The 15,493-nt window shown below is 47.7% G+C and carries 19 protein-coding genes; 9 read left to right on the top strand and 10 right to left on the bottom strand.

All coding sequences use genetic code 11. The annotated features are described in order from the left end of the window. Position 1 precedes the first annotated feature (1 nt). Positions 2-709: a hypothetical protein gene (locus ABDW72_RS13265; RefSeq protein ID WP_347159053.1), complete on the bottom strand. Its 708-nt coding sequence runs from the start codon at positions 707-709 to the stop codon at positions 2-4. Positions 710-745: 36 nt separating this feature from the next. Further along, entirely contained in the window at positions 746-2,371 is a 1,626-nt protein-coding gene (locus tag ABDW72_RS13260) for an ABC-F family ATP-binding cassette domain-containing protein (protein WP_347159052.1), read from the bottom strand. A 19-nt stretch (positions 2,372-2,390) separates the two neighbouring features. On the opposite strand from ABDW72_RS13260, the gene ABDW72_RS13255 reads away from it, so the two are divergent. The 3 genes from ABDW72_RS13255 (at position 2,391) to ABDW72_RS13245 (ending at position 3,675) form a co-directional block, all read left to right on the top strand. Next, positions 2,391-2,561: a hypothetical protein gene (locus tag ABDW72_RS13255; protein WP_347159051.1), complete on the top strand. Its 171-nt coding sequence runs from the start codon at positions 2,391-2,393 to the stop codon at positions 2,559-2,561. Between the two features lie 145 nt (positions 2,562-2,706). After that, entirely contained in the window at positions 2,707-3,180 is a 474-nt protein-coding gene (locus tag ABDW72_RS13250) for a DUF4199 domain-containing protein (RefSeq protein ID WP_347159050.1), read from the top strand. 36 nt (positions 3,181-3,216) lie between these two features. Then, entirely contained in the window at positions 3,217-3,675 is a 459-nt protein-coding gene (locus ABDW72_RS13245; RefSeq protein ID WP_347159049.1) for a DUF4199 domain-containing protein, read from the top strand. Between the two features lie 79 nt (positions 3,676-3,754). Here the strand turns inward: ABDW72_RS13245 and ABDW72_RS13240 are convergent, their stop codons facing one another. Continuing rightward, positions 3,755-3,988 (bottom strand): hypothetical protein, encoded by a 234-nt coding sequence (locus ABDW72_RS13240; protein ID WP_347159048.1) that lies wholly within the window; start codon positions 3,986-3,988, stop codon positions 3,755-3,757. Between the two features lie 315 nt (positions 3,989-4,303). Between ABDW72_RS13240 and ABDW72_RS13235 the strand changes: the two genes are divergently transcribed. Then, a complete protein-coding gene (locus ABDW72_RS13235) occupies positions 4,304-4,699 on the top strand; it encodes a hypothetical protein (protein ID WP_347159047.1) in 396 nt (131 codons plus the stop codon). A 40-nt stretch (positions 4,700-4,739) separates the two neighbouring features. Here ABDW72_RS13235 and ABDW72_RS13230 read toward each other — a convergent pair whose 3' ends face one another. After that, positions 4,740-5,147 carry a hypothetical protein gene (locus ABDW72_RS13230; protein ID WP_347159046.1) on the bottom strand — a complete coding sequence of 136 codons (408 nt, stop codon included), beginning with the start codon at positions 5,145-5,147 and terminating at the stop codon, positions 4,740-4,742. 319 nt (positions 5,148-5,466) lie between these two features. Here ABDW72_RS13230 and ABDW72_RS13225 point away from each other — a divergent pair, with 319 nt between their 5' ends. Next, positions 5,467-6,234: a murein L,D-transpeptidase catalytic domain family protein gene (locus ABDW72_RS13225; protein WP_347159045.1), complete on the top strand. Its 768-nt coding sequence runs from the start codon at positions 5,467-5,469 to the stop codon at positions 6,232-6,234. A 92-nt stretch (positions 6,235-6,326) separates the two neighbouring features. Here ABDW72_RS13225 and ABDW72_RS13220 read toward each other — a convergent pair whose 3' ends face one another. After that, entirely contained in the window at positions 6,327-6,524 is a 198-nt protein-coding gene (locus ABDW72_RS13220) for a hypothetical protein (protein WP_347159044.1), read from the bottom strand. Between the two features lie 248 nt (positions 6,525-6,772). Between ABDW72_RS13220 and ABDW72_RS13215 the strand changes: the two genes are divergently transcribed. Both ABDW72_RS13215 and ABDW72_RS13210 read left to right on the top strand, forming a co-directional pair. After that, positions 6,773-7,582: a M48 family metalloprotease gene (locus tag ABDW72_RS13215; protein WP_347159043.1), complete on the top strand. Its 810-nt coding sequence runs from the start codon at positions 6,773-6,775 to the stop codon at positions 7,580-7,582. A 130-nt stretch (positions 7,583-7,712) separates the two neighbouring features. After that, positions 7,713-8,615 carry a diacylglycerol/lipid kinase family protein gene (locus ABDW72_RS13210; protein WP_347159042.1) on the top strand — a complete coding sequence of 301 codons (903 nt, stop codon included), beginning with the start codon at positions 7,713-7,715 and terminating at the stop codon, positions 8,613-8,615. Here ABDW72_RS13210 and ABDW72_RS13205 read toward each other — a convergent pair whose 3' ends face one another. Next, positions 8,616-9,842 carry a metallophosphoesterase gene (locus ABDW72_RS13205; protein WP_347159041.1) on the bottom strand — a complete coding sequence of 409 codons (1,227 nt, stop codon included), beginning with the start codon at positions 9,840-9,842 and terminating at the stop codon, positions 8,616-8,618. A 27-nt stretch (positions 9,843-9,869) separates the two neighbouring features. Beyond that, the gene (locus tag ABDW72_RS13200; protein WP_347159040.1) at positions 9,870-10,505 is read right to left on the bottom strand and encodes an LON peptidase substrate-binding domain-containing protein; all 636 of its coding nucleotides are present in this window, start codon (positions 10,503-10,505) and stop codon (positions 9,870-9,872) included. A gap of 176 nt (positions 10,506-10,681) precedes the next feature. Between ABDW72_RS13200 and mtgA the strand changes: the two genes are divergently transcribed. Together mtgA and ABDW72_RS13190 are read left to right on the top strand one after the other, a co-directional pair. After that, entirely contained in the window at positions 10,682-11,416 is a 735-nt protein-coding gene (gene mtgA, locus ABDW72_RS13195) for a monofunctional biosynthetic peptidoglycan transglycosylase (protein ID WP_347159039.1), read from the top strand. After that, entirely contained in the window at positions 11,406-11,861 is a 456-nt protein-coding gene (locus ABDW72_RS13190; RefSeq protein WP_347159038.1) for a YybH family protein, read from the top strand. Before mtgA ends, ABDW72_RS13190 begins: the two co-directional genes overlap by 11 nt. A 66-nt stretch (positions 11,862-11,927) precedes the next feature. On the opposite strand, the gene lepB is transcribed toward ABDW72_RS13190, so the two are convergent. The 3 genes from lepB to ABDW72_RS13175 form a co-directional block, all read right to left on the bottom strand. Then, a complete protein-coding gene (gene lepB / locus ABDW72_RS13185) occupies positions 11,928-13,022 on the bottom strand; it encodes a signal peptidase I (RefSeq protein ID WP_347159037.1) in 1,095 nt (364 codons plus the stop codon). 413 nt (positions 13,023-13,435) lie between these two features. Continuing rightward, positions 13,436-14,674, bottom strand: a complete 1,239-nt coding sequence (locus ABDW72_RS13180) for an alpha/beta hydrolase (protein ID WP_347159036.1) — start codon at positions 14,672-14,674, stop codon at positions 13,436-13,438. 245 nt (positions 14,675-14,919) lie between these two features. Further along, positions 14,920-15,471, bottom strand: a complete 552-nt coding sequence (locus tag ABDW72_RS13175) for a nuclear transport factor 2 family protein (protein WP_347159035.1) — start codon at positions 15,469-15,471, stop codon at positions 14,920-14,922. Between the last annotated feature and the right edge of the window lie 22 nt (positions 15,472-15,493).

Genomic DNA, 15,493 nt, shown 5'->3' with positions numbered 1-15,493 from the left:
TCTACTGCCGAAAAGGAATATTAAAGCCTGCCCGAATCACCGGATTGCTGTAGGGGTTGTTCAGGTCGTCATTTACATTGTAAAGCAGCAGCAGGTCGAAAGAAGCTTTGTCGCTGATGCGCTGACGATAGCCCAGGCCTACAAGCGGCAATGCCATACTTTGGTGACGGGTATAAAAAATGCCATGAGCGTCTTGGTCAGGGATAGCAACACTCAGTACCTCCATCTCGGCATGTGCCAGAATGGCACCATTCCCGACATCTACCAGCTCTACCTGCGTGAAAGCGCGGCCGCCATAATCATGCATACTCAGGCCGTTGCTGCGAATAAAGTGATATACCACGCCGGCTCCTACATTAAAACGGTCTGTAACGCGGTAGCCAAGTATAGGCAGCAGCGAAATGTTAGTATAAGTACCGAACTGTAGCCCGAAGCTGCCCCCGTAGTATAAACGGTCGAGCAGTTCCTGTGGCTTTTCATCTTTATCCGGCTGCTGCCTGTCTTGCGGCGGCTCCGCTACTATCGGTGGCCGCGGATCTACCTGCTGTTGCTGCTGACGCGGCTGCTGTGCCGGCGGTAAAGTCGGGCCTGTCGGCAGGGTGGGCTTCTGGTATACCGTATCCGGTACCTGTGCGACAACAGGCCGGCTCATACATAGCGCCAGTAGTAGCAAAGTCAGGAATCCAACAAGAGGCTGGTGTCGTTTCATGCTGTTCTTCAGTTCAGGAGGTTCATCTCTCTAACGTTATACCACAGCCGTAGCGTACATTTTCTTACGAAGCTCCCGTATGGTTTCATCCGACAGATATTCTTCGTAGCCCATGCGTTTATCAATGATGCCATTCGGCGTCAGTTCAATGATACGATTAGCGATGGTATCTACAAACTGAAGGTCATGTGAAGAGAACAGCACGGTGCCGTCGTAATCGCGCAGGGCGTTGTTGAGCGCCTGTATCGACTCGAGGTCCAGGTGGTTGGTGGGCTCATCAAACACCAGTACGTTACCAGACTGCAGCATCATACGCGAGAACATGCAGCGAACCTTTTCTCCACCGGACAATACATTTGCTTTCTTCAGCGACTCTTCGCCGGAAAATAGCATACGCCCCAGGAAACCACGGATAAAGCTCTCGTCCTTCTCTACCGAAAACTGGCGTAACCAGTCCACTAGGTTAAGGTCCGTATCAAAGAACTCCTGGTTATCTTTCGGGAAGAAAGAGGCCGTGATGGTGGTGCCCCACTTGAACTGTCCGGTATCCGGCTGCTCTTCCTCAAACAAGATTCTGAAGAAACTGGAAGCTGCAATATCATTGCGTCCCAATATGGCAATCTTATCTCCTTTATCAACCATAAAGGTTACATCGCTGAAGATTGTCTGCCCGTCCACAGATTTGCTCAGGTTCTCAACATGCAGCAATTGGTTACCTGCCTCGCGTTCCGGCTTAAAGGCAATGTACGGGTACTTGCGCGACGACGGTTTGATGTCATCTACAGTCAGTTTATCAAGCAGCTTCTGGCGTGAGGTGGCCTGCTTGGACTTAGAGGCATTGGCGCTGAAGCGGCGGATAAACTCCTCCAGTTCCTTTCGCTTATCCTCCGTTTTCTTGTTGGCATCCGTGCGCTGTTTGGCAGCCAGTTGGCTTGATTCGTACCAGAAGCCATAGTTGCCGGCAAACATCTGGATCTTGCCATAGTCGATGTCGGCCACATGCGTACATACCGCGTCCAGGAAGTGGCGGTCGTGCGATACCACAATGACCGTATTCTGGAAGTTATCTAAAAAGTTCTCCAGCCACATGATGGATTCGGCATCCAGGTGGTTGGTTGGTTCGTCGAGCAGCAGGATATCGGGGTTGCCGAACAATGCTTGTGCCAGCAGCACGCGTACTTTTTCGCTGCCACTCAAATCCTTCATCAAGGCATAATGCAGGTCTTCGCTAATGCCAAGGCCACTGAGCAGCTCTGCGGCTTCATACTCGGCATTCCAGCCCTCCAGGTCGGCAAATTCGCCTTCCAGTTCGGCTGCCCGTAAGCCATCCGCTTCGTTAAAGTCTGGCTTGGCATAAATGGCGTCTTTTTCCTGCATGATCTCCCAAAGGCGCTTGTGGCCCATGATCACCGTCTGCAGAGCCGGAGACTCATCATGCTCAAAGTGGTTCTGCTTCAGCACTGCAAGCCTGGCGTTAGCCGGTATATCTACCGTGCCGGTGTTCGGGTCGATTTCGCCGGATAATATTTTCAGGAAAGTTGACTTACCAGCACCATTTGCGCCAATCAGGCCATAGCAGTTGCCGGGAGTAAACTTGATGGTAACATCTTCAAATAATGTGCGCTTGCCGTATGCCAAGCTTACATTGCTGGTACTTATCATATTTAACTATAAATGAGATATGAAATTGATTGCCGGTGCAAAAATACAAATAAAAATGGGCTTTGCTTTACCTCTTCCAAAACCTGCTAATATGCCTGCACACCTGTGCAACAGGGGTGCTGCATGCAGGATAAAGCAGACTAATGGTAAAAAATTATGGCTCAAAGCACAACGCCAGTGTACTATCTAAAGTATATAGATTTAGTACTATAGAACATGAAAGAGCAGCAGTAAAAGTACCGTCCAGCTTCACAGGCGCCTTTTATTTAACCATTTGCAGGTCTAAACTGTTCCTTTATTGTAAACTAATTATAGAATCATAACAGAAGGATTATATGGCAGTTAAAAAAGTATCCTATCAGAAAGTTTCCATCAAATACGGCATCTATACGGGGCTGGCGCACATCGTATACTTCCTGTTTATGCGTGTATTTGGGCTACTGGATGTAACAGAGCTCTCGTTTTTGAGTGGGCTGTTCCTCGTAGTCGGCATTTGCCTGGCCATCAATAACTTTAAGAAAGTCAGCAATGGAGTAATCAACTATTTTCAGGGTTTGGCCATCGGGGCTATTACAGGCGTGGTTTCGTCTACCATTCTGGCGTTCTTTCTGCTCTTTTATATAAGCTTTTTTGATGCCACATACCTGAACAACCTGCAAGCCAGCGCCTTTTTCCCGCAGAGCTTGTCTATGCTGTCATTGTTTGTACTGACGATTATCTATGGCTCCTGGCCTGGGTTCTGGCTGGCGTATATTGCTATGCAATGGTTTAAAAATCCGGATCATACCATGTCGGAGCAAATCCGGTAATTGCCTATTGCCTAAGAGGAAAACAGAACCAAACCTATGGAAAAGATCGGCCTTAAATACGGTATATTGACAGCAGCAGGTTTAATTTTATACTTCCTGCTGATGGACCTGCTGGGGCTAACACACATTGTGGAGCTTCGTTTTCTGAACGGCATTATTATGGCCTTAGGGGTCACGCTGGCTATACGAGCTTTAAAAATCATGAATCAAGGTCGCCTTGGTTATTTCAAGGGACTTGGCACTGGAGCCATTACGGCTGTTTCGGGTAGCGTGCTGTTTGCCGTGTTCATGATACTCTACATTAAGATAGGAGATGGTGAGTTTCTGCGGGCGCTTTCGGTGGATAACTACTTTGGTCAGCGCCTTACCACCACACCCGGGCTTGTGATTTTTATAGTGGTGATGCTGGAAGGTGTCATCTCCGGGTTGATGGTTTCGTTCATCGCCATGCAATATTTCAAGACCAAAGATAACAAGGTGCCCGGAAGCCCTTGAGTAGAAAATAGAAAGCAAAAAAATCAGGCGGCCGTAGAATCCTACGGCCGCCTGATTTTTTATAGAAGAAGAGAAGCTGCTATTTTACGATGGCGTCGGGGCGCTGGATAATTTGTACGACTACCTCGTGCAGGTCGCCCTCTTTGTCTTTTAGTTTATAGATCACCATCGGGTTATCTGCATCATGTACTGACTCAATGTCAACGACCTGTTCGCCGTGGCTCAACTGCCGTTCCAGGTGCGGCGACAGGTCTTTTAAGGCCTTGGCAAAATCAACTTCCAGTTCACTCGGGTTATAGTATGTTGTTCTCATGCTGCTGCGTTTAACAAGACCTACTGTAACCGGTGTCTTGCGGGTGTACTTGATAAATTGCTATTTCGGTTACCTGTTATAGGTATACCGCCTTATAGCTTCAGAGTTTCAGAAATGGGTATTATATCCTATATTCTTCAGGTAGTTCATTAATAAATGCGAATCATTATACTTGATCAGGTGCTGCCAGCCCTTATACTGTTAGAAAAGTATAACAATATTTACTTTGCTCCTTAACCTGTTTCAGAAAAAATCGTTCTTATGGTAACTTAAATACTTAAACAAGAAACGAGGGGGAGGCTAAGCTTTATACTTATGAAAAAAATTATACTTCTAACAACAGTGTGGCTGCTGGGAACACTTACATATGCGCAGAACCTGCACGTAACAGACGACAGCCTGGACAAGCAGGTGCTTGCGTTAAGTATGGATGGCCCGGCCATGGCCACTTTGGAAATGCAGCAGGAACTGCAGCTTACCAACCAGCAACTGGAGCAGGTAACCCGCCTGAACCAGGAGCGCTATGCACAGCTACAGCAAGCCGAACGCAGTTTTGCCGACCCGGTTGAGCGGGCAAAACAGGTGCGTACCATTTACCTGGATAGCGATAAAGCGCTGCACCAGGTGCTCACACCTGCGCAACTGCACCAGTTTCTAGAACTGGAAGGGCGCCAGAACATTCATTTTGTAAGCGAAAACGATAAGCTGTAATCCTGTAAGATAACAGGGAAAGCAAACAGAAAAGCCCGGATTACCCGGGCTTTTCTGTTTTTATCGGGTACTTATATGTTACCTCCGATACTTTTCCAATAGCATTGATGTGCACCTCGGCCCAGTTGGCATCAGAGCGGATGTGCCTGTCCTGGCACTGCTGTCCGGATTCCAGGTAATAATAATAGATCCGCTGATTGCCTTCCAGCAGTTCTTCCTGGTCGGGCTTGCCTAGTACGTTGCGCGCTACGTATTCTTTCTGGCCATACAGGTTGCGGCGTATCTTTTCAAATTCCTGCACCAGGTCTTTTCGCTTGCCCTGGCAGGCATACCGATCCGCTTTCCAGGTTTCGCTGTCGAAGTTGCGCAGGTTTTCCGGCGTATAGCAGGACGTAAGGAGCAGCAGGCACAGCAGCAAAGGCATTCCTATAAGTCGCTTTAGCATCATGTTGTATTCTGGTGTTGATTGCTCAAAGTTGCACCCTGCCATTTTACCACACAAGCGAAAGTGTAAAAACCTTACAGAACACTGGCATCGCTAATTTTAAGGGGTAAAATTTATATCAGGTGGGTACCGGCAGGCGTTAGAGAAGAAGGCCGCCTGCACCAGCTTTAGCGCCTGTATATTGAAAAAGTATGGGAGCCGGCGGAACAATTCTTACGTGAATTCCTGTTGCACCACTGATTGCACCAACAAAAAGCCCCAAGATACTATGATTAGAGCCATTTTGACTTGCTTCACTCTTGCTTTACTTTCTTTCACCAGTGTGAACACGGCTGTAAGCCCGGCCAGCGCTACGGCTGCAACCCACCGGAATAAGGTAGTGGCTGTAGCACATAAAAGTACTGCAGCGGCCACCTTTGCCGAAAAGCAAATGCTTTTTGCGGATCATACCCTTGAAGTCTACAATGAAGCCGGTTTAAAAGAGGCAGGGCTAAATTTCGATGTTTTCCGCAAAGCTTTTGTAGGCTATCATAATTTCAAGCAGCGCCACCTGATCGCACCTGCCAATAACATCCTGACTGTAATTGATTTCACCAGGCCAAGTCGCGAAAAGCGCCTGTGGATCATCAATCTGCAATCCAAAAAAATACTATACCATACTTTAGTGGCGCATGGCCGCAATACGGGCGAGGACAAAGCCGTAAAGTTTTCGAATGCGCCGAACTCCTATATGAGCAGCATTGGCTTTTATTTGACTGATAAGACTTATTTCGGCAAACATGGCCTGTCGCTGCGCCTGAACGGGCTTGATGCCAAGTATAACTCTAATGCCCTGCAGCGAGCCATTGTAGTGCATGGCGCCGCATATGTAAATGAGGCTTTTGCCAAGAAGTATGGCCGCATCGGCCGCAGCCTGGGATGCCCGGCTGTGCCTGAGGAGGTTTCTAAAGAAGTGATCAATGCGATTAAAGATAACAGCTGCCTGTATATAAATGGCGCTGACCGTATGTATACATCCAGTTTTCTGGATGCCGATACAGCAGTAGAAGCATTCGCACAGGCAGAAATGCAGCTGCCACAGCAAATCTGAAACGTAGGCTAACATATAGCCACAAGTAAAAACAACAAGGCCCAACAGAAGTATATCGGTTGGGCCTTGTTGTTTTAGCAGCAGTATAGAGCTCACGTCTGGTCTTTGGTGGTCTTAACCAGGCCAATACCAGAAAAGAAAAAGATCAGGCCTACTACAAAGGGCACGATGGCCGTGAATTTACCAAGCGCCACGCCGTCTCCTCCCATTACGAACGCATAAGCGCCCCATATAATACCAATAATGCCAAGTATAGTCAGGATGGCACCAAATGTTCTTTTCATGTTCATCTTTCCATCTTTTAAGTTCAACGCCGCTTAGTAGCAGCAAATCTATTGGTCTACGAAAATTATATAGAAGAGTATACTTTTAGCGGTTTAGCTGGTAATTGTGCAACTAGGCCATTCCTCCATTTTAAAGATTATACTTGTATAAAGCACATAATATGGCCTAAAAGTTTGACAGAGACAAAGCTGCTACAGCCGCAACCACAAAGGGCACTGCCGCGTTTCACGGTAAACTGTTAGAAGCAAAGCACATGAGAGGGATCGTTAAATTTATAATCGCGTTATTACTTGGAGGGGTGTCGCTGCTGACCTACTGGTGTAATACGCAGGAAAATGAGTTTACGGGCCAGCAACAGCATGTAGACATGACCGTGCAACAGGAGATTGCACTAGGCCTACAGGCAACGCCCGAAATGGAGCAGCAATACGGCGGTCTGCACCCGGATCGGGAAGCAGCTGAAAAGGTGAAGGAGATCGGGCAGCGACTGGTACAGAGCACCGAAGTGAAGCAGTCGCCGTACAACTTTGACTTCCATTTGCTGGCCGATGAAGAAACGGTGAATGCGTTTGCACTACCGGGAGGACAGGTGTTTATCACTGCCGGTTTGCTGAAGCGGCTTAACTCGGAGGGCCAGGTAGCCGGCGTGCTGGGGCATGAGATCGGGCATGTCGTTGCCCGCCACTCGGCCCAGCAACTGGCAAAAGCAAAACTAACCCAGGGCCTGACAGGTGCCGCCGCAATCGCTACCTATGATCCGGACAATCCCTCCAGCCGTTCCGGCGCTGTTGTAGCCGCAATGGTGGGCCAGCTGATGAACATGCGCTATGGCCGGCAGGATGAACTGGAAGCAGACAAGCTGTCGGTGCGCCTGACGACCGGGTCTGGCTATGACCCAAAGGCCATGGTGGAGGTGATGAAGATACTGGAGCAGGCAAGTGGCGGGGCAGGAGGTCCTGAGTTTTTGCAAACACACCCCAACCCAGGCAACCGCATCGCCGAAATAGAGCGCGCCATACAGGAAGAATACCCCAACGGTCTGCCCGCAGGGCTGAAGCAGTAAGTATAGGCTACCGCATGTCAGATGCGCAGGGAACAGTACAGCTGCAAGCCCACCTGAAGAGCCAATTTAGTTAGTTACTCCACAGCTTTTTTTCGTATCAGAGGCAGGCAATCCGTCAACTAAAGCACCCATGGAAGAAACCACGCAGAAACAGCTTCTTTTTGTCATAAACCCCATTGCGGGTGATGTAGACAAAGCAGAACTGGAAGAAGAAATTATTGCTACTTGCCAGCAGCACGGCATAGATTACCACATTTATAGAACGACGGGGGAGCAGGACAAGGAGCATATAAAGCAGCTGCTGGATACCACGCGCTACAGCGCTGTATTTGCGGTAGGAGGAGATGGTACCGTTAGTATTGTGGCCTCGCTTCTGATTAGCACGTCTACCCCGCTGGGCATCATTCCGCTTGGTTCGGGCAATGGCCTGTCGAAAGACCTGGATATTCCGCAGGACACAGAAGATGCGCTCACACTTATTTACCGCCATACGGTTCGCGCTATCGATACCATAGACCTCAACGGCAACCCATCCATCCACCTCAGCGACCTGGGTTTCAACGCCCTGGTGGTGCAACGTTTTTGCGATGGTGAGACGCGCGGGCCCGGCTCTTACGCTTGGATCGCGATGCAGGAATACCTGAGCTACGAACCCCGGTTTTATCGCATCGACACCGACACCGAAACGTTTGAGGGAAATGCTTTTATGGTAACGATCGCCAATGCCAATGCCTTTGGTAGTAACGCCAACATCAACCCTAACGGCATTCTGAACGACGGCCGCTTTGAGATCTGTTTGATAGAGCCCTTTCCGAAGGCTGCGGGCATCGGCATTCTGTATAAATTATACACAGACAGCATCGATACTTCGGTTTATACACGCAAGCTGAGTTGCCGGAAAGCCACTATTTATAACATCGATCATGAGGTAATGCATATTGATGGCGAGCCGGTGGACCTGGGCACCGAGATCAAAATAACCATGCACCCCAGAAGCCTGCATGTTCTTTTGCCTGTGCCGGAAGAAGATTAGTTAAAGCTGGGCTTGTTTTTCAGAGACAGGTACAAGCGTGCTTTTGAGCTCTTTCCGAAAGGCAGTTCTGCCGCTTTCCGCTCCTTCTTCGGTGGCTACCCGCGCCTCCAGCCATACTTGCCCGTTGCTGTAGTAGTTAAGGACAAAGAAGCCCAACTGCTCCAACGTGAAGGTAGCTTTCCCTCCTTTTTTTACATAAGCTGTTTTGCTGCCGGAACCACTCACGATGTAGTGGTTCTGCCGAACCTCGAAGTGCTGCAGGTTATGGTCGTGGCCGGCCACGTAAATGACATTGCTGTAGCGGTGGAAAATGCGCAGCAGGCGTTTCCGCATTTTCTTATACTTGCCATGCGACATATCTTCATACGAGCCGAAAAATTTGCGGTAGAATGGGTAAAGGGAGCCGAAGATGGGCAGCGGGATGAGAAAACGCTTGTTAGCTGCCGTGAGCGGGAACAGGTGCTGCCGCATCGTAAACTTACCGCCATGCATGGCATTGCTGTACAGCGGGTGGTGAGCAGCCACTAAAATGCGTTGGTGCCTGTTCTGGCGCAGTATGTTGTTCAGCTCCAGGAAGAACTCCTCTATTGAATCATAAGGGCAGCCGTAGGCTTTCCCCAAGGGCTTCTCGCCTTTCTGCACCCACCATTGCGTGTTGATGATCAGCAGGAGCAGGCCTTCTGCCAGTTGGATAGTTACAGGGCCAGGGCAGCCGTTCCGGGGCAGGTAGCGGATGTTTTCACTCCCATGTGCAGCAACATAGGCCTCCTGCAGCAGCATTTGCTGGTAGCCGTTCTTGCGGCCTTTGTTCCAGTCGTGGTTGCCGCTCAAAAAAATGCCCTGCCCAGCATAATTGCCAAGTTGCTGTAGCAGCAAGTTCAGGCGCTGCTCGGCAGTAGTGCGGTGCACATTTCCTTCGGGCGGCAATCCCACCGGGTAAATATTATCGCCCAGCAAAACGACTGTTCCGGCAGCGCCTGCTTCCTGCTGCCACGCAGCCAGCAGGGGAATCACCGGGTCGGAGCCATCGGTAGCTAGCGCACCTATATCGCCCACTAAGGCTACTGAATGCAGGCATTTAGCCTGAGCCGGTAGCGTATGGCGTTGCCAGCCCACATCTGAAAGCCGGTAAAAGGGCTTCCGCCGGTACCGGAGTTCCTGCCAGTAACTGAAAGCCAGAAACAAACAGGCGAGCGTAGGAATAATCAGGAGGAAGTATACAAGCATACTAAGCGGGTTATCTAAAACTAGCGGCTAAAAGTTGGGCGGTGTCAGGTGTTTGAAATGTCCGTTCAGGCGCACCCGTTCTTTCAGCCGTTCTGTTTCCAGTACCAGTGGCAGCACTTGCTCCAGGTGCTGCAGAATCACTTCCTGGCGGGCACTCTCGCTGTGCAGCTGTAGCAACACATATTCCTGCTCGGTGCTTAGGCCCAGGTTGTGGGCAATATCGAACGAGGTGAAATTCTCAGGCAGATCAAGGAACAATTTGTCGAGGCCCAATGCAGCGTATACTTTCTGTAAGTATTCCCTAATCTTCATTTTGGTGATTATATCTTCGTCTTTCTTATCTTCAATCACCTCTACCTCGCCTCCAGCATACAGCCTGCCAGGAGCCATTTTTTCAAACTGGTTTATTTTGATGATGTGCAGCCCCCGGGTGCGAATGTCCATTTCGCCGTTCTCATACTTCTTTTCGATGCTGATAATTTCCAGTTCGGTGCCATACTCGGCTACACTATTCTGCACAAAAGCGGGCATACCAAACGTTTTTTCTTCGGTTATGCAGTCTAACACCAGTTGCTTGTAGCGTGGCTCAAAAATGTGCAGGTTCAGCTTTTCGCCTGGAAAAACGATGATATGGAGCGGGAAAAGCGGGAGATACTTCGCCATGGTTCTTCTTTTTTATAGTATAACCTAAAACAGCGGGCAAGGTTGGCCTTTTAGTAAAGCGCCTGCTATAACTTACGCGGCAAGGATGCTTGCGTTGGTACAAGGCTTACCGATAAAAGCTACTGGAATATAGTACAAACTATCTACCTTTGCCCCATTAACAGACGTGTTTACGCATGAGTAAAAAGCGAGTGGGGGGGCGGCAGATAAAAATACTGCTGGTAAAACTGGTGCTAACCCTTTTCCTGGTAAGTATCAGCTGGGTGCTGCTCTACAGGTGGGTGGCGCCGCCGGCTACCCTGCACATGATCAAGCGCAGAGCCGAGGCAGGTGCCGCTGAAAAAAAGGAGCCCGCTATTAAGTATACTTATGTTTCGCTGGAGGAGATGTCGCCGCAGCTGCCGCTGGCGGTGGTTGCTTCCGAAGATCAGCTCTTTCTGAAGCATCACGGCTTTGATTTTGAAGCTATTCAGGCAGCTTTCAAACGCAACCGGAAGAGCAGTAAAATCCGGGGCGGCAGCACGATCAGCCAGCAGGTTGCCAAAAACGTTTTTCTGTGGCATGGCCGCAGTTACTTGCGCAAAGCCGTGGAAGCATACTTCACCATGCTCATCGAAGTGCTGTGGGGCAAGGAGCGCATTATGGAAGTATACCTGAACATTGCCGAAATGGGCGATGGCGTGTTTGGGGTGGAGGCGGCCTCGCAGCGGTACTTCCATAAACCGGCCAAAGCGCTGGGACGTCAGGAAGCAGCCCTGCTGGCAGCCGTACTGCCCAACCCGATCAAGTACTCTGCCTGGAAACCATCTGGTTATGTGCGCACCCGCCGCACGCGCATTGCAAGGGCTATGCGGCGGCTGGGCGGCACGACATATATCAAAACCATACTTCCAGTTGAAAATGAAAAATAGCTATAGGTTTATACTTGCGGCCGGCCTTTGCCTGGCCACCGCCTGCACCAGCAGCAAGGCCGTTTATACTTCCGCCGACGACGAGGCGCAGGTGCAACAGGTGCTAACCGAGCAAAGCGCCTGCTGGAACCGGGGCGACCTGCCGTGTTATATGCAAGGCTACTGGCAATCCGACTCGCTGCTGTTTATAGGCAAACGGGGCCTCACCTATGGCTGGCAGCAAACCCTCGACAACTACAAGCGCAGCTACCCGGATGCTGCCGCGATGGGCCAACTCACCTTCGACCTGAAAGAAATGCGGCAACTATCGCCCGAAACGATGCTGGTGGTAGGCAAATGGCGCCTCCAACGCGACGCCGCAGCCGGAAATCTGGAAGGCTACTTTTCTATCATCCTGCAGAAGTTTACTGATGGTTGGAAGATCATTGCCGATCATTCGAGTTAACGTGTTTTGCTAAAGGAGGCACGAGGTTGTGGGGTTTTATACTTTAAATATGGCAGAGCTTCCGTGTTAGTCAATAGTATGTAACAAGCGGTTCCAGCGTATTTTGTTCGGGAAGGTAGCACTTGAGTCAACAGACATCCACACGAAAACCGCTTTCCCGATCAGGTATTCTTCCGGAACAAAGCCCCAATAACGGGAATCATTGGAGTTATGGCGGTTGTCACCCATCATAAAGTAATAGTTCTGCTTAAACGTATACTGGTTTACTTCTTTCCCATTTATAAAAAGTTTGCCTTCCCGGATTTCTGCATTCTGATTATGCTCATAGGTGAGAATCACCTTTTCATATAGCGGAAGTATTTGCGGGGTGATCGCAACAGTTGCTCCCGCTTTCGGAATGTATAAAGGGCCAAAGTTATCTTTATTCCAGGAAAAGGTACCTGGTCTGCCCGGGAAAATACCCGGTTCAGCCTCTCCATGCTTAGCTTCAAGCAAAGTAACTCCTTGTACAAAGTCCAGCGATCGGATAAAAGCAGCTTTCTCCGGCAAAGTATACACAATGTAGCCTCCCTGCGCCAGATAGACGTCTGTTATATCCTGTTTATGGAAAAACGTTTGGCTTAAGACCTTATCTGTTTTTATGAAGTAACTGAACTGCAAATCTCCCGGGTTTTCTACAGCTTTTCCGTTGAGATATACCTGCTTGTGCCGGATTGTAATGGTGTCGCCGGCAACTCCTACACAGCGTTTGATGAGATCCGTTTTCAGATCTACAGGCCGCGCTGCTTCATTCGGATGGTTGAACACCACCAGGTCATTACGCCGGACTTCTGAAAAACCAGGTAAGCGGTAATAGGGGAGCTGAATTACATCTGAGTAGGAGGGGATGTTGGTTCCCCAGATTGTTTGATGTGTCAGTGGAACCTGCACCGGAGTAAGCGGAATGCGGGTGCCATAGTGTAGCTTACTAACGAAAAGATAATCACCGGTAAGTAATGTTTTCTCCATCGAAGAGCTCGGAATAGCAAATGCTTCGAAGGTGGACCAGCGGATTAACGTTGCAAATACAACGGCAAACATGACTGCATCGCTCCACTGGCGGAGCACGCTTTTTTGAGGCTTTGTTTTGCTGCTTTCACTGTTCCAGAACTTGAATGCCATAGTGCGTAAACTGAGGAGTGAGACATCAGGAATATAGTAAATAACTATACTTACGCTGCTTTATTGTAAAGTGCAGCAGATAAATGCATTAGTTTCTAACCTTGTTGTAATCAATTCAAGCTCTCTATCATACTTCTTTATAATCATGCTTTTTTCGTGAGGTGTAGCCGAAGGGTTTGTCAAGTAGTAGATGCCGGTGCTTAATGGGGTGGGGAGGTAACGTTTAAATATTGCCGAAGTGCAGTAAATAGAATTCTGTTAATCTTGGCTACTGAAGCCAAGATTATACTTAAAAATTGACGATTTGTACAATAGCTAAATTCATAATGTTTAGCTGGAGCTATAATTAAATCGAAAAACAAAAGTTTCGTCAGCCTACATTATTGTAATACCCTTTCCTTTTATACGCTGTTTTATTTTTTCAAAAGTGTGTTTAGTTTTTTGCGCGCTTCGGGATATTCTTTTATTGTTAATGCTTTCCTGTAATATTCAATTGCTTTTGCTTTGTTTCCTTCCGCTGATTGTAAATCACCCATAAAATTAAATGCATTAAAACTCGTTGGATAGTTCGTAATGTTCATGTCTAAGAGGCGCTTTACTTCCGGTATCTTCTTTTGAGACCATGCAATGTAAGCTAAATTATCTACCAACACCTCCGGCGGGTTGTATGTAAAGCCAAAATGCTTGGATACATCTTCATAATGCTTTTCAAGCTTTGCAACTGTTTCCATAGAGAAATTCATGAGATCATCCGTTGTAAGCTCGAAATTATAAAAGCCGAAGATAAAGTGTAAGGCATCGTACGTTGCGATTAAGGGAACAGAACCATGATTGTCATTCTTATAGTACTTATAATCGTAAGACAATCCATTGTTCCTGTTTTGCTGCAGCACATCATTCAAGGATAAGATGGATTGTATGTGGCTGGAAAACAGAGTTGTATCATTTCTCACTTTTGCCGTATCCATTCCTTTATTCATCGTATTGGCGATTCCTAGAAACAACATTTTATTTTGATAGTTTTCTTTTGGCAATACATCCGCTGCTTTATGTAACAGTGCTTTCTTGTCCCACCACATACTTGGGTCAATTGCGACATAGGCATTAAATAGGTCTTTATGGTTAATAAGCGTGTTCATTACTGTCAGCCCTCCTAATGAATGCCCGATGATAGTTTTATAGGGTAAAGTGGGATAGACAGAGTCAATATGAGGCATCAGTTCTTTTTCAATAAAGGCCATAAATTGTTCGCCTCCTCCTGAAGTTCTTGATGCACTGCTGTCGTTCATCATCATAGGGTCCACATCAACGTGTGTTGGCGTTAAATCCCTTGTTCTGTCAGTGTTGGGAATTCCCACAACAATCATTTCTGGACAAATGGTGTTGCCGTTCACAGAACTTAATTGCTGAATCATCCCTACGACAGAATAAAAGTGAGCATCGCCATCCAATAAATAAACAACAGGGTATTTTGCTTTTCCATACATATCTGTTGCTCCGCCCTTTGGAACGTACACCCAAATTTTCCTTTGCTCATGCAGTATTTTGGAATCGATGCTGTCAATAGTCCCTAACACAATTTTATTGCTTGTCTGTGCAAAGCCTTGAAACAGAACGAAAGAAAAAAACACGAAGAAAAACGGTTTTTTCATAAGGTTGGTTTTTGGAATTTATAATGAAAGTGGCATATAAGGTACAGGGCTTACTACTGTGGCGACACGTTCAGCCTCGAACCGCTCCCGATAAAAGGTATAGAGCCATGGTTTATTCAATTGCTCGGCTTTTTTCGTCGGCTAAAACTGAAGTTTATTAGCGAACAAAAAGCTGATGTATTCGTCGATGCGCCAATGCATTGAGGGCTGTGATGTTTTTTCTGTTGTATTGTTACAACTACTACCTATTTGTTATTCTCAGGAGGCGTCACTGTATAGCCAAGGGTTTGCAGCATATACAATCTATCATAATAAATCCTATCTGTTTCAATTTTTCCGTTGGCTATACGAGCCGTATATTGAAAAGGGAAATTAACGTCTTTTCCATTTTCTGAAAAACTGTAATCACCCCATAGTGATACCCAGTCTCCCTTATAAATACCGGATTTTACACGAAATGTCTGTGTTGCAAAACTCACTTTTCGGTTAGATGTTGACTTGTAGTTTCGCTGCCAATCACTGATAACCTGCTCACTTGTAGCTGAGTCGGTAGGAGCTGGACCATAACCTTTGTAATTGTTAGCCAGCAATGTTTTGGCTTTTTCTAAGTCTCCAGATACAAGTGCGTTCACATAGTCGCCTACAACCCTCATATCAGCTTCGGCGTTCGGATTCTCTCCAACCACATCGTTGTAGCGCGGTTGCGCAGTGGAGGTAGATTGTGCTTGCGTTACCGTTACTGAAACACTAAGCATAAAAACTACAAAAAGCAGACTTAATTTGATTGTCTTTTTCATTTTGTTTGAGTTTTATATTTAT

Origin of the sequence: Pontibacter chitinilyticus (assembly GCF_039748935.1) — a bacterium.
Taxonomy (GTDB): domain Bacteria; phylum Bacteroidota; class Bacteroidia; order Cytophagales; family Hymenobacteraceae; genus Pontibacter; species Pontibacter chitinilyticus.
The sequence above is the reverse complement of the archived record's forward strand: the minus strand, read 5'-3'. Positions and strand labels throughout refer to the sequence as shown.